General features: G+C 69.2%; 12 protein-coding genes. 5 read left to right on the top strand and 7 right to left on the bottom strand.

The genetic code is table 11. The annotated features are described in order from the left end of the window. Positions 1–59: 59 nt before the first annotated feature. The 6 genes from BLW78_RS09740 to urtA all read right to left on the bottom strand — a co-directional run bounded on the left by BLW78_RS09740 (position 60) and on the right by urtA (position 6,225). Entirely contained in the window at positions 60–1,079 is a 1,020-nt protein-coding gene (locus BLW78_RS09740; protein WP_091678992.1) for an alpha/beta fold hydrolase, read from the bottom strand. A gap of 9 nt (positions 1,080–1,088) precedes the next feature. Continuing rightward, positions 1,089–1,853, bottom strand: coding sequence for an urea ABC transporter ATP-binding subunit UrtE (urtE, locus tag BLW78_RS09735; RefSeq protein WP_244526884.1), 765 nt, complete (start codon positions 1,851–1,853; stop codon positions 1,089–1,091). Positions 1,854–1,855: 2 nt separating this feature from the next. After that, positions 1,856–2,641, bottom strand: coding sequence for an urea ABC transporter ATP-binding protein UrtD (gene urtD, locus BLW78_RS09730; protein WP_020090547.1), 786 nt, complete (start codon positions 2,639–2,641; stop codon positions 1,856–1,858). Positions 2,642–2,648: 7 nt separating this feature from the next. Further along, the gene (urtC, locus tag BLW78_RS09725; RefSeq protein ID WP_020090546.1) at positions 2,649–3,821 is read right to left on the bottom strand and encodes an urea ABC transporter permease subunit UrtC; all 1,173 of its coding nucleotides are present in this window, start codon (positions 3,819–3,821) and stop codon (positions 2,649–2,651) included. A 13-nt stretch (positions 3,822–3,834) separates the two neighbouring features. Next, positions 3,835–4,761, bottom strand: a complete 927-nt coding sequence (urtB, locus tag BLW78_RS09720) for an urea ABC transporter permease subunit UrtB (RefSeq protein ID WP_012322399.1) — start codon at positions 4,759–4,761, stop codon at positions 3,835–3,837. Positions 4,762–4,956: 195 nt separating this feature from the next. Further along, a complete protein-coding gene (gene urtA / locus BLW78_RS09715; protein WP_042669481.1) occupies positions 4,957–6,225 on the bottom strand; it encodes an urea ABC transporter substrate-binding protein in 1,269 nt (422 codons plus the stop codon). A gap of 283 nt (positions 6,226–6,508) precedes the next feature. On the opposite strand from urtA, the gene BLW78_RS09710 reads away from it, so the two are divergent. The 4 genes from BLW78_RS09710 (at position 6,509) to BLW78_RS09695 (ending at position 11,607) form a co-directional block, all read left to right on the top strand. Then, positions 6,509–9,883: a hybrid sensor histidine kinase/response regulator gene (locus tag BLW78_RS09710; protein ID WP_091678989.1), complete on the top strand. Its 3,375-nt coding sequence runs from the start codon at positions 6,509–6,511 to the stop codon at positions 9,881–9,883. Then, a complete protein-coding gene (locus BLW78_RS09705; protein WP_056531874.1) occupies positions 9,876–10,793 on the top strand; it encodes a response regulator transcription factor in 918 nt (305 codons plus the stop codon). The genes BLW78_RS09710 and BLW78_RS09705 overlap by 8 nt, the downstream gene beginning before the upstream one ends. Before the next feature lie 143 nt (positions 10,794–10,936). Further along, the gene (locus BLW78_RS09700; RefSeq protein ID WP_020092961.1) at positions 10,937–11,173 is read left to right on the top strand and encodes a hypothetical protein; all 237 of its coding nucleotides are present in this window, start codon (positions 10,937–10,939) and stop codon (positions 11,171–11,173) included. A 47-nt stretch (positions 11,174–11,220) separates the two neighbouring features. Continuing rightward, on the top strand, positions 11,221–11,607 hold the full coding sequence (locus BLW78_RS09695) for a DUF6894 family protein (protein WP_091678986.1): 387 nt from the start codon (positions 11,221–11,223) through the stop codon (positions 11,605–11,607). A gap of 6 nt (positions 11,608–11,613) precedes the next feature. Here the strand turns inward: BLW78_RS09695 and BLW78_RS09690 are convergent, their stop codons facing one another. Then, positions 11,614–12,057, bottom strand: a complete 444-nt coding sequence (locus BLW78_RS09690; RefSeq protein ID WP_020092959.1) for a DUF488 domain-containing protein — start codon at positions 12,055–12,057, stop codon at positions 11,614–11,616. A 202-nt stretch (positions 12,058–12,259) separates the two neighbouring features. Between BLW78_RS09690 and BLW78_RS09685 the strand changes: the two genes are divergently transcribed. After that, complete coding sequence (locus BLW78_RS09685) at positions 12,260–13,144, top strand: glycoside hydrolase family 25 protein (RefSeq protein ID WP_020092958.1); 885 nt, start codon at positions 12,260–12,262, stop codon at positions 13,142–13,144. The last annotated feature ends 47 nt before the right edge of the window (positions 13,145–13,191 follow it).

Here is a 13,191-nt window from a genome sequence, read left to right as displayed (position 1 = left end):
TGTCTCCAGCTCCCTGACTCAACCGGGGCAGGCCCCGTCCGCGCGCTGTTGCGCGTCTCTCACCCGCTCGCGAGCAGCTCTTTCAGTGCGTCGTCGAGGACCTTGATGTCGTCCGGGCTGGTGCCGGGCCCGCCTGCGAAGTGGCCCCACCACGTGTCGATCACGCGCATCTCCGCGTTCGGCATGGCGGTCGCCTCGATGGCGTTGTCCTCGGGCGGGAAATAGAGATCGGTCGAGGCGGGCATCAGGATCGCCTTGGCGCGGATGGCGCCGAGCGCGGCCTTGAAGTCGCCCTTGAAGGTGTCGTTGGCGCTGATGTCGCCGTGCTGCCACGTCCACAGCATGGCGAGCAGGTTGTTGGCGTCGCGCTCGTAGAACAGGCCTTCCCAGAACCCGATCAGGAAGTCCTCCAGCGAGGCGTAGCCCATGTGGGTGATGTCGGCCTCAAGGCGGTAGAAGGTCTGCGACAGGCCCCAGCCCGCGTAGACCCGGCCGAAGGCGCGCAAGCCCCGGGTCGGCGGGCTCGTGTACCAGCCCTCCGCCCAGGCGGCGTCGGCCTGGAGCGCCGCCTTGGCGCCCTCCAGGAAGACGTAATTATGCCGGGAGCACTTCGCCGAGCCCTGAAACGGCAGGATTCTCGGCACCATGTCGGGGTACATCGACGCCCAGTGGTAGGTCTGGAGCGCGCCCATCGACCACCCGGTGACGAGCACGAGTTTCTCGATGCCGAAATGCTCGGTGACGAGGCGGTGCTGGGCACGGACGTTGTCGTGGGCGGTGACGTTGGGAAAGCGCGGCCCGTTCCAGGGCGCGGGCGTGTTGCTCGGCGAGGATGACAGCCCGTTACCGAACATGTTCGGGATGATGATGAAGTACTTGTCCGGGTCGAGCGCCTTGCCGGGGCCGATCAGCCATTCGTTCTCGGTGTGCTGGCCCGAGTACCAGGTCGGGTAGACGATGGCGTTGTCCTTGGCTGGGCTCAGCGTCCCGAAGGTCTTGAAGGCGAGCTTGGCCGCGCGCAGCGTCTTGCCGCACTGGAGCACGAAGTCGCCGAGCTCGAAGATCTCGTGATCGGCCATGCTGCGCCCCTAAACCGACAGGAACCGGGCCACCGCCGCCTCGTCGATGCCGTCGCGCGGGGCCTCGTGGACGATGGATCCGTTCTCCAGCACGATCACCCGGTCGGCGACGTCGAGTGCGAAGCTCAGGACCTGCTCGGACACGACGATGGAGAGGCCGCGCTGATCGCGGATCTTCTTCAGCGTCCGCCCCATCTCGCGGATGATCGAGGGCTGGATGCCCTCGGTCGGCTCGTCGAGGAGCAGGACCTTCGGCCGGCTTGCCAGCGCCCGGGCGATGGCGAGCTGCTGCTGCTGCCCGCCCGAGAGGTTGCCGCCGCGCCGTCCCTTCATCTCCAGCAGGACCGGGAACATGTCGTAGAGGTCCTGCGGCACCTTCCGGGTGCCGGTGACTGTCAGGCCGGTCTCGATGTTCTCCTGCACCGTCATAGTCGAGAAGATCATGCGGCCCTGCGGCACGTAGGCAAGGCCCTTGGCGACCCGGGCGTGGCTCTTGAGCCCGGCGACGTCCGCGCCCTCGACCTGGATCGAGCCGGCCCTGACCGGCACGAGGCCCATCAGGGTCTTCATCAGCGTGGTCTTGCCCATGCCGTTGCGGCCCATCACGGCGACGATCTCGCCGGGCGCCACCGAGAAGGTCAGCCCGTGCAGGACCTCGCTCTGGCCGTAGGCGGCGTGCAGGTCCTCGACGGCGAGGGCCGGCGTCGCGGACGGGGCCGCGGCCAGCGGGGGCGCCTGGACGCCAGGGATGTGCGCAGTCTGGAGCGACGCCATCGTCAATGTCCCAGGTACACTTCGATGACCTTCGGGTCGTTCTTGACCCGCTCCATCGAACCTTCGGAGAGCACCTTGCCCTGGTGCAGGACGGTCACCCGGTGAGCGATGTCCTCGACGAACTTCATGTCGTGCTCGATCACCAGCACCGAGCGGCCCTTGATGATCTGGTTGAGAAGCTCGGCGGTCTTGATCCGCTCGCCGACGCTCATCCCGGCCACCGGCTCGTCGAGCATCAGCAGCTCCGGGTCCTGGATCAGCAGCATGCCGATCTCCAGCCACTGCTTCTGGCCGTGGCTCAGGAATTCGGCCCGCTCCTTCAGCTGGTCCTTCAGGAAGATCGTCTCGGCGATGGCGTGGATGCGGTCGCGGACCTCCGCGTCCCGCTTGAACGTCAGCGCGCCGAACACCGAGCGGCCGCGGGGGAACGAGATCTCCAGGTTCTCGAACACCGTCAGGTCGTCGTAGATCGACGGCGTCTGGAACTTGCGGCCGACGCCGGCCTGCACGATCGCGCTCTCGGAGAGCTTGGTCAGTTCCTGGCCCTTGTACTTGATCGAGCCGGCGCTTGCCCGGGTGCGGCCGCAGATCAGGTCGAGGACGGTGGTCTTGCCGGCGCCGTTCGGCCCGATGATCACCCGGATCTCGTCGGGATCGACATAGAACGACACGTCGTTCACCGCCTTGAACCCGTCGAACGAGACCGTGAGCGCCTCGACGGCGAGGAGGTAGTCGGGCGGGGCGGCCTCGGCGCCGACCACGGGGGAGGAGAGGATCGCGGCGTTCATGGCTTGCTCACTCGGCCGGAGTGCCGTGGGGCGGGACGATGGCGGGCGGCGGGGCGCGCAGCCCCTTCACCCGGCGGGTGAGGCGAGGCTCGATATGCTCGCGCCAGATGCCGGCGAGGCCGTTCGGGAAAGCCAGCACCACCGCGATGAACAGGGCGCCGAGGCCGAACAGCCAGAGATCCGGAAAACTCTCGGAGAAGCTGGTCTTGGCCCAGTTGACGAGCAGCGTGCCCCAGACCGCGCCGAACAGCGACAGGCGCCCGCCGACCGCGGCGTAGATCACCATCTCGATCGAGGGAACGATGCCCACGAAGGAGGGCGACATGAACCCGACCTGGAGGGTGAACATCGCGCCGCCGATCGCCGCCAGTCCGGCGGCGAAGCAGAAGGCGAAGACCTTGAACCCCGCCACCGAGTAGCCGGAGAACCGGACCCGGTCCTCCTTGTCGCGCATGGCAACGAGGATGCGGCCGAGCTTCGACTTCTTCACGTACTGCGCCGCCAGGATGCAGGCGATCAGCAGGCCGCCGTTGACGAAGTACAGGATGAACTTCGCCGAGTCGGTGCGGATGTCCCAGCCGTGGAGGGTGCGCAGGTCGGTGATGCCGTTGATGCCGCCGGTATAGCCCTGCTGGCCGACGATCAGGATGGTCAGGATCGCGGCAATCGCCTGGGTGATGATGGCGAAGTAGGTGCCGCCGACCCGGCGCTTGAACATCGCGAAGGAGATCAGCATCGCGAACAGGACCGGGACGGCGACCGCCAGGATCAGCGTCAGCGGCAGGCTCTTGAACGGCTGCCAGAACCAGGGGAGGGCGGTGATCTGGTTCCAGTCCATGAAGTCCGGGATGCCGGGAGTCGACTGGATTTTCGTATTCTCGATGCTCGAAGCTTCCAGCTTCAAGTACATCGCCATGCAGTAGCCGCCCAATCCGAAAAAGACGCCCTGGCCGAGGGAGAGGATACCCGCGTAGCCCCAGCAGATCACCAGCCCGAGGGCGACGAAGGCGTAGGTGAGGTACTTGCCGACGAGGTTGAGGCGGAAGCTGTCGAGCACCAGCGGCAGGACGACCAGGATCACCCCGGCCAGGAGGAGCAGGCTCAGCCACTCCACCGGCTTCATGAACGGGTTGTCGTTGACGGTGACGGATTTGGTGAGAGTCTGGACCGGGTTCGTCATCGGGAAAACATCCTCAGCGCCGGACCTTGAGGGTGAAGAGGCCCTGCGGCCTCAACATCAGGATGCCGACCACCGCGAGCAGGGTGATGACCTTGGCCATCGAGCCGGAGAGGAAGAACTCCAGGGTCGACTGCGTCTGGGAGATCGAGAAGGCCGACGCGATGGTGCCGAGCAGGCTCGCGGCCCCGCCGAACACGACGATCAGGAAGGTGTCGACGATGTAGAGCTGGCCCGAGGTCGGCCCGGTCGAGCCGATCATCGTGAAGGCCGAGCCGGCGATGCCCGCGATGCCGCAGCCGAGGCCGAACGTGTAGCGATCGACCTTCTCGGTATCGATGCCGACCGCCCCCGCCATGGCGCGGTTCGACATCACGGCGCGGACCTGCTGGCCGAAGCGCGACCGGAAGATCAGCAGCGCGACGCTGACGGTGATCAGGATGGTGACGGCCATGACGAACAGGCCGTTGATCGGGATCTCGATCGTGTCGGTGACCTGCACCGAGCCGATCAGCCAGGACGGCAATTCGACGCCGACCTCGCGGGCGCCGAAGATCGACCGGTAGGCCTGCTGGAGGATCAGCGAAAGGCCCCAGGTGGCGAGCAGCGTGTCGAGCGGGCGCTTGTAGAGGAACCGGATCAGGCCCCATTCCACCAGCATGCCCAGAGCCCCGGAGGCGAGGAACGCCAAGCCCATCGCGATGAAGAAGTAGATCGGGAAGAGCGCCGGCAGGTAGGTCTGGAAGAAGGTCGAGCAGAGATAGGTGACGTAGGCGCCGAGGATCATGAACTCCCCGTGGGCCATGTTGATCACGCCCATCTGGCCGAAGATGATCGCGAGTCCCAGCGCCATCAGCAGGTAGACGGAGAACAGGATCAGGCCGGCGAAGCCCTGCATGGCGAAGATCGCGCCGAGGTCGCCGAGGGAGTAGTCGCCGAGCATGACTTGGTCTTCCGCAAAAGGAGTGCGTCTTCTGCCGACTCGTCACGGCCTCCGGGCGAACCGGGCCGTCTTTGCGAGCGGAGCGAAGCAATCCAGGGACGCGCTTCGTGCCGGGAAGTCCCGCTGCCCTGGGTCGCTTCGCTGCGCTCGCGATGACGCTGGGGAGGGGCGAATTCGCCCCTCCGAACAATGTGACTACTGGTAGCCCTTCGGGAAGGGATCGGGCTTGATCAGCTCGGGGCTGGTGTAGACGATCTCGAACTGGCCGTCGGGCTTGGCCCGGCCGACCCGGGTCTTCGACCAGAGATGGTGGTTCTCGTCGATCTTCACGTAGCCTTCCGGCGCGCCCTTGAACTCGATCCCGGGCGAGGCCGCCACCACCTTGTCGACGTCGAACGAGCCGGCCTTCTCGCAGGCCATCTTCCACAGGAACGGGCCGAGATAGGCCGCCTGCGTCACGTCGCCGATGACCGTCTTCTCGCCCCACATCTTCTTGAACGCGGCCACGAACGCCTTGTTGTTCTCGTTCTGGATCGACTCGAAGTACTTCATGCAGGCGTAGGCCCCGGCGATGTTCTCGCCGCCGATGCCGTCGATCTCGTCCTCGGTGACCGAGATCGTCATCAGCACCTGCTTCGACAGGTCGATGCCCGCCGCCTTGAGCTGCTTGTAGAACGCCACGTTCGAGCCGCCGACCACGTCGGCGAAGATCACCTTGGGCTTGGTGAGCTTGATCTTGTTGATGACCGAGTTGAACTGCGTGTGGCCGAGGGGGAAGTACTCCTCGCCGACGACCTTGCCCTTGAGCACGTTCTCCACGTGCTTGCGGGCGATCTTGTTGGAGGTGCGCGGCCAGATGTAGTCGGAGCCGATGAAGTAGAAGCTGTCGCCGCCCTTCTCCTTGTGGACCCAGTCGAGGCCGGCGAGGATCTGCTGCGTGGCCTCCTGGCCGGTGTAGAAGACGTTCTTCGACTGCTCCAGGCCCTCGTAGAAGGTCGGATAGTACAGCAGGCCGTTGTACTGCTCGAAGACCGGCAGCACCGCCTTGCGCGAGGCCGAGGTCCAGCAGCCCATCACGGCGGCGCAGTGGTCGTTGACGAGGAGCTTCTTGGCCTTCTCGGCGAAGGTCGGCCAGTCGGAGGCGCCGTCCTCCTGGATGATCTTGATCTTGCGGCCGAGCACGCCGCCGGCGTCGTTGATCTGCTGGATCGCGAGCTTCTCCGCTTCCTGCGCGCCCGTCTCCGAGATCGCCATCGTGCCGGTGACCGAGTGCAGAATGCCGACCGTCACCTCGCTGTCGGTCACCGCGAGGCCCGTGGTGTTGACCGCCGCGGTCGGCGGCGCCGCCCAGGCGGTGCGCGGCAACAGCGCCAGCGCCGGGGCGCCGGCCAATCCCATGAGCAGCCTGCGCCGCAGCGGGGAGCGCAAGCCGTGATCGGCGCCGGTCTCGGTGTCGTCTGCCATGTGCCTGACCCTGTTCGCGTCCGGGCCTTGAGAGGCGGCCCGGATCGACGAGCGCAGGCTAGGTCCTGGGTTGCAGTGCGGCCTATACGCGATTTTGCGTATGGCCGTGGTCTTGCATGCGCCGCACCATCGCGGCGGAATACTTTGAGGTCGGGGTGGCTGAGAGCGCGAATAGTGGGAGCACCGCTCCGGTGCCCGGTCTTTCGCGCGCGCGCGCGTCGCGCGGCCGCCCGTGGGCGACGCTGCCCGGGCACGACGGGCTGATCGTCCCGGCCGGGGCCCGATGAGCGGTCCGCAGCGCATCATCCCCATCCGCCGGGACTACAACCGCTTCGTCGCCGACGAGACGCTGGAGGATTACGCCCTCCGCTTCACCGCCAAGAAGGCGCGGCGCTGGTCGAGCCTCGAGGTGGCGCAGACGGCCCTCGGCTCGATCTCGTTCCTCGCGCTGGAGGCGATCGGCGGGACGCTGGCGCTCACAGCGGGATTTCCCAACACGGTGGCGGCCGTGCTGGTCGTCGGCCTGATCATCTTCGCCACGGCGGCGCCGATCACGGTCTACGCCGCCCGCTACGGCGTCGACATGGACCTGCTCACCCGGGGCGCCGGCTTCGGCTATCTCGGCTCGACCGTCACATCGCTGATCTACGCGAGCTTCACCTTCCTGTTCTTCGCCATCGAGGCGGCGATCATGGCTCTGGCGCTGCAGCTCTGCTTCGGGCTGCCGCTCGGCGTCGGCTACCTGCTCTGCGCCGGGGCGGTGATCCCCCTCGTCGTCTACGGGATCCGGCTGATCAGCCGGTTCCAGATCTGGACGCAGCCGATCTGGATCGGGTTGAGCCTGCTGCCGCTGATCTTCGTGGCGGCGCAGGGCGCGGGGCCGCTGCGGGCGCTCGCCGGCTACCCGGGCCTCGACGGCGCCGGGGGCGGCTTCGACCTCGCGCGCTTCGGTCTCGCCACCGGGGTCCTGCTGGCGCTGCTCGCCCAGGTCGGCGAGCAAGTCGACTTCCTGCGCTTCGTGCCGGAGCCGCGGGGCCCGCGCGACCGCCGCTGGTGGCTCGCCGTCCTCTCGGGCGGCGCCGGCTGGATCCTGCCCGGGATGCTGAAGATCCTGCTCGGCGCCGCGCTGGCGGTCCTGGCGCTGGGGCACGGCGTCCCCGCCGAGCACGCCGCCGAGCCGACCCGCATGTACGCGGTGGCCTTCGGCTACCTGACGGGGGAGGGGAGCCGGGCGGCGCTGCTGCTCACCGGGCTGTTCGTCCTCGTGTCGCAGCTCAAGATCAACCTGACCAACGCCTATGCCGGCTCGATCGCGTGGTCGAACTTCTTCTCGCGCCTGACCCACAGCCATCCGGGACGGGTGGTCTGGCTCGTGTTCAACGTCGCCATCGCGGTGCTCCTGATGGAGCTCGGCATCGACAAGACCATCGAGAGCACCCTGCCACTCTACGCCTCCGTGGTCTCGGCCTGGGTCGGCGCGCTCGCCGCCGACCTCGCGGTCAACAAGCCGCTCGGCCTCTCGCCCCCGGGCATCGAGTTCAAGCGCGCCCATCTCTACGCGGTGAACCCCGTCGGCACCGGCGCCATGGCGCTATCCCTCGCGGCCGGGGGCGCGGCCTATGTCGGCTGGCTCGGCGCGACCCTGCAGCCCTTCGCGCCATTGCTGACCCTGGCGATCGCGTTCTGCGCCGCGCCGGCGATCGCCTGGGCGACGGCGGGGCGCTGGTACCTGGCGCGGGTCCCGAAGCGGGATTGGGGCGCGGCCGAGGTGGTCTGCCGGGTCTGCGAATTGCCCTTCGAGGGCGAGGACATGGCCCATTGCCCGGCCTACGACGCCCCGATCTGCTCCCTCTGCTGCTCGCTCGACGCCCGCTGCGGCGACCTGTGCAAGCCCCACGGGCGCCTGGAGGTGCAGGCGCAGGCCGCCGTCGCGCGGATCCTGCCGGGCCGCACCGCTGCCTGGATCGGCGCGCCACTGGGCCGCTACCTCGCGGTGATGCTGACGCTCTGCGCGGTGATCGGCCTGATCCTCGGCATCGTGCACGCGGGCGCGACGATCGCCCACCCGGAGAATCGCGAGTTCCTGCGCACGGCGCTGACCAGCGTGTTCTTCACCCTGGTGGTGATCCTCGGCGTCGTGGCGTGGCTGTTCGTGCTCGCCCAGGAGAGCCGGCGCGTCGCCCAGGCCGAGACGATGCGCCAGACCGCGCTCTACCAGGCCGAGATCGCCGCCCATAAGATCACCGACGCCAAGCTGCAGGAGGCCAAGGAGCGGGCCGAGGCCGCCAACCAGGCCAAGAGCCGCTACGTGGTCGGGATCAGCCACGAGCTGCGCACGCCGCTCTCAACGGTGCTCGGCTACGCCCAGCTCCTCGAATCCGACCCCGCGATCCCGGCGCACCGCGTCAACGGCCTGCGGGTGATCCGGCGCAGCGCCCAGCACCTGTCGGGCCTGATCGACGGCCTCCTCGACATCTCGCGCATGGAGGCCGGGCGCCTCCAGATCCACCGCGACGAGGTCCGGCTGACCGACTTCCTCGACCAGCTGGTCGACATGGTCCGCCTCCAGGCGCGGGAGGCCGGACTGGAGTTCCGGTTCTCAAGGCCCGAGATCCTGCCGGCGGTAGTCGCCACCGACGAGAAGCGCCTGCGACAGGTGCTGCTCAATCTCCTGTCGAACGCCATCAAGTTCACGGAAGCCGGCACCGTCTCGCTGGACCTTAGCTACCGGAGCCAGATCGCGGTGTTCACGATCCGCGATACCGGGCCGGGCATCCCGGAGGCGGACCTCGCGCGGATCTTCGAGCCGTTCGAGCGCGGCTCGACCCCGGCCGCCCGCAGCACGCCGGGGACCGGGCTCGGGCTCACCATCGCCAACCTGCTGGCGCAGCTCCTGGGCGGCGAGATCACCGTGACCGCCGCCCCCGGCGGCGGCACGCAGGCGCGGCTGCGCCTGATGCTGGCCTCCGTGGCCCAGCCCGCGCCGATCGCCCCGGCCGCGCCGGCCGCACCCCCGGAGCGGGCCTACGCGGGCGCGCGCCGCACCGTTCTGGTCGCCGACGACGACAGCGCTCACCGCGCGCTGATGCGGGCGATCCTGGAGCCGCAGGGCATCTCCGTGCGGGAGGCCGGCTCCGGATCCGAGTGCCTCGCGACGGTCGCGCAAGGCGGCGTCGACCTCGTCCTCCTCGACATCGCGATGCCCGGGATGAGCGGCTGGGCGGCGGCGGCGGCCCTGCGGCAGGCCGGGCATACCGGCCCGATCGCCATGATGTCCGCCAACGTCCACGAGATCAGCCCGACCCGGGGTGACGACGCCCCGCACGACGCGATCTTCGCCAAGCCCTTCGACCTGCGCGACGTGATGGAGCGAATCGGCAAGCTCCTGCACCTCGAATGGACCGAGGGCGCCGCGCCGGGGCGGTCCGGGGCGGCCGCGGCCGCGGCGGACGTCCCGGGGCCGGGGCCCGAGCATGTCGGCGAGCTCCTGCGCCTCGGCCGGATCGGGCATATCCGCGCCATAGAGGCCAAGCTGACCCAGATGGAGCAGGACGCGACGGTGCCGCCCGCTTTCGTCACCCGGATGCGCGGGCTCGTCGAGGGATACGACCTTCGCCGCTACCTCGCGGTCCTGCAGGAACTCGCCCGCCATGACTGAGGCGCCGAAGGTCCAGCCGCACCGGGACATCGTCCTAGTGATCGACGATTCGCCCGACACGCTGAGCTTCCTCACCGAGGCGATCGAGCGGTCCGGCGCCACCGTGCTGGTCGCGGTCGGCGGCGACCTCGCCCTGACCCTGGTGGACGAGATCACCCCCGACGTGATCCTCCTCGACGCGGTGATGCCGGGCCTCGACGGGTTCGAGACCTGCCGGCGGCTCAAGGCCAAGCCGCAGCTCGCCGGCGTGCCGGTGATCTTCATGACCGGGCTGAGCGAGACCGAGCACATCGTGAAGGGGCTCTCCGCCGGCGGGATCGACTACGTCACGAAGCCCATCGCCCCCGACGAGATCCTGGCCCGGATCCGCGTGCATCTCGCGAGCGCCCGCGCCGCGCAGAGCGCCCGGACCGCCCTCGACACGGCCGGGCGGACCCTGTTCGCGGTCGCCGAGGACGGCACGATCCTGTGGTCGACCCCGCAGGCCGGACGCCTGCTCGCCGGGCTCGGCGCGGTACCCTCCGGCGCCCCCGCGCTGCCCGCCGGCGCCCGCGAGTGGCTGCGCGGTTGCCTCGCCGGCGCCGCCCAGCCCCTCGCGCTGACCGATCGCGACGGCGTCGCCTACGCCCTGAGCTTCATCGGCCGCACCCCGGACGAGATCCTGCTCCGCCTGTCGCGCGACGCGCTGTCGGCGGGGGTCGAGCGGCTGCGGGTGCGCCTGCCGGTCACCGGGCGCGAGGCGGAGGTCCTCCTCTGGCTGTCCCGGGGCAAGTCGAGCCGCGACATCGGCGAGATCCTCGGGCTCAGCCACCGGACCGTGACGAAGCACCTCGAGAGCATCTACGCGAAGCTCGGCGTGGAGAACCGCACGGCCGCCTCGATCATCGCGGCGCGGCACCTGCAGGATTGAGCCCGCGCGGAAGCCGGTCGGCAGAGTTGCGCCGGCCGCGGATCCCCAAGCTTGTCCACAGGCGTCGATCCCCGGCGAAACGCCTTGGTAAGCCCCGCCGCCCCACGGTCCCGGCTCAGCCCGACAAGCCGAGTCCGGATGCGATGATGACCAGCCAGCAGCTCGCCGACGAACTGAAGCGGATCGCCACCACCCAGGTCAGCGACATCACGCGGGCGGTGAAGGAAGGCCAGAAGTCGATCGCCCTCAACGAGGTGCGGGACATGGCGCGGCGCCTCGGCCTGCTCGCGGACGCCTTCGATCCGAAATCCGCGGCCGAGAGATCCGAGGCCGACGGCGCGAGCGTCGCCGAAGCGGTCGACGACGCCCAGGCCGCCTGACACCCGTTGCCGGCGGCGTCCCGCCGGTCCCCTCCCAGGAGCGCTCCATGGTCCGCGCGCACTTCACCATCCGCCTCGGCAACGCCTCGCTCCCGGCCTCGGCGGCCCAGTGGGTCGAGGATGTCGAGGCCGCCCGGTCGACCGCGCGCACGATCGTGCAGGGGCTGATGCGTCAGCACGGCGGCGACCCGCGCCTCATGGAGGCCGCGATGGTGATCACCGGCGACGACGGTGCCGTGCTGCTCGAGATGTCCTTCTTCGACACGCTGTACCTGCCGGTCGAGCCGGTGCCCGACGCCGACCGGCGCCGGCCGCGCGCGCCCCGCGGGGCCGCGCCGCGGGGACTGACGGCCGCCCTCGGCCCGGTCCGGCGCCTCGCCGGCGCGCTGGGCATGCGCGCGCAGCCGCAGCCGCGACCGCTGCCCGGGCGCTGAGACGCTTCAGCCGTAGAGATCGCTGACCACGAAGCCCCGCGGCGCGAGGCGCTCGGCCAGCACGCGCCGGTGGCAGCCGGCCGGATCGCGCTCGAAGCAGAGCAGGCAGATCGGCGACGCCTCGGCGAGCGCGGCGAGTTCGTCGAGCGCCGCGATCCCGGCAGCGGTGTCCAGCACTTCCTCGCAGTAGATCCGGCGCATCAGCGCCGCGTCCCCGGCCCGCGCCGCCTGCCGGCCGGATTTCGGGGTGCCGAGGCTGCGCAGATGCGCGTAGCCGAGCCCGGCCTCGCGCAGGGAGGTGCCGAGCGCGCCCTTCGAGAAGCCGCGCTTGCGCGAGTTCGCCACCGCCCGGACATCCGCCAGCACCGCGACCCCGGCCGAGCGCAGGACGCCGACGAGGCGCTCCGAGTCGAGGCCTTCGTAGCCTATGGTAAAGAGTTGCTTACTCACGGTGCCCCGTCCGGACTCGCGTTGCGGGACCGCGACTTAGCCGTATGCGGCCCTGTGAACCAGCCGGGGATCGACGCCGTATGTCGCGGGGATGCAACGCGTCCCGGAATTCCGCCGCAATGATCGCAAAGCTCCGTTAACCGCGCCAGGGCCATCGAATACGCCTGTCTGTGGCGCATCTTCGGTGGCGGGCTAAACACTGATGTCGCGGATCTACACGCCTTCGCGGTCACCGATCGAAGATCTCGCTCGGGGCCTGATCAGTCGCCTCAAGCCGGCCCGGCGTCTCGCCGGGCGCTTCGCCGCCGCCGCGATCCTGGCCGGCCTCGCCGCCTGCGCGTCGAACAACGACTTCTATCCGACGAAGGGCGACGCCAAGCCCCATCCGGGCGTGGCCAAGGCCAAGCTTCACCCGATCCAGGGCATCGATATCTCGAAGTGGCAGGGCAACGTCGACTGGGCCTCGGTCCGCGCCGCCGGCACCCAGTTCGCCTTCATCAAGGCCACCGAGGGCGGCGACCACGTCGACGAGCGCTTCCGGACCAACTGGGACGGCGCGGCCCGGGCCGGCGTGCCGCGCGGGGCCTACCACTTCGTGTTCTGGTGCCGCTCCGCCCGGGAGCAGATGGACTGGTTCAAGAAGAACGTCCCCAACGACCCCACCGCCCTGCCGCCGGTCCTCGACGTCGAGTGGAACGGCCACTCGCAGACCTGCCCGAAGAAGCTGCCCAAGGCCCAGGCCCTGGCGATGGTCACCGAGATGCTGGAGGAGATGGAGCGCTACACCGGCAAGCGCCCGATCATCTACACCGACATCACGTTCCACAAGGACGTCCTGGAGGGCGAGCTCCCCGATTACCCGCACTGGCTGCGCTCCACCGCGGCCGAGCCGGAGCAGCGCTTCGTCAACCGCAAGTGGATGCTGTGGCAGTTCACGTCCACGGGCCGGGTTCCGGGCGTGCGCGGCGACGTCGACCGCAACGCCTTCTACGGCACCCCGTCCGAATGGGCCTCGTTCCTGACGACCGACTGCGACCCGCGCGAGCACAAGCGGCTCTCCGAGCAGGGGCTCTGCACGGACAAGTAGATGAAAGGCGTCGGCGAAACCTAGGTTAGTTCAAGGACGTAGAGCGC

It is taken from the genome of Methylobacterium sp. 275MFSha3.1, from assembly GCF_900108435.1.
In the GTDB taxonomy this organism is placed as follows: domain Bacteria; phylum Pseudomonadota; class Alphaproteobacteria; order Rhizobiales; family Beijerinckiaceae; genus Methylobacterium.
The sequence above is the reverse complement of the archived record's forward strand: the minus strand, read 5'-3'. Positions and strand labels throughout refer to the sequence as shown.

What these genes read in the sequence shown, in the direction of transcription:
- BLW78_RS09740 (WP_091678992.1), bottom strand. Translation starts at nt 1,079, where the DNA reads ATGGCCGATCACGAGATCTTCGAGCTCGGCGACTTCGTGCTCCAGTGC.
- urtE (WP_244526884.1), bottom strand. Translation starts at nt 1,853, where the DNA reads ATGGCGTCGCTCCAGACTGCGCACATCCCTGGCGTCCAGGCGCCCCCG.
- urtD (WP_020090547.1), bottom strand. Translation starts at nt 2,641, where the DNA reads ATGAACGCCGCGATCCTCTCCTCCCCCGTGGTCGGCGCCGAGGCCGCC.
- urtC (WP_020090546.1), bottom strand. Translation starts at nt 3,821, where the DNA reads ATGACGAACCCGGTCCAGACTCTCACCAAATCCGTCACCGTCAACGAC.
- urtB (WP_012322399.1), bottom strand. Translation starts at nt 4,761, where the DNA reads ATGCTCGGCGACTACTCCCTCGGCGACCTCGGCGCGATCTTCGCCATG.
- urtA (WP_042669481.1), bottom strand. Translation starts at nt 6,225, where the DNA reads ATGGCAGACGACACCGAGACCGGCGCCGATCACGGCTTGCGCTCCCCG.
- BLW78_RS09710 (WP_091678989.1), top strand. Translation starts at nt 6,509, where the DNA reads ATGAGCGGTCCGCAGCGCATCATCCCCATCCGCCGGGACTACAACCGC.
- BLW78_RS09705 (WP_056531874.1), top strand. Translation starts at nt 9,876, where the DNA reads ATGACTGAGGCGCCGAAGGTCCAGCCGCACCGGGACATCGTCCTAGTG.
- BLW78_RS09700 (WP_020092961.1), top strand. Translation starts at nt 10,937, where the DNA reads ATGATGACCAGCCAGCAGCTCGCCGACGAACTGAAGCGGATCGCCACC.
- BLW78_RS09695 (WP_091678986.1), top strand. Translation starts at nt 11,221, where the DNA reads ATGGTCCGCGCGCACTTCACCATCCGCCTCGGCAACGCCTCGCTCCCG.
- BLW78_RS09685 (WP_020092958.1), top strand. Translation starts at nt 12,260, where the DNA reads ATGTCGCGGATCTACACGCCTTCGCGGTCACCGATCGAAGATCTCGCT.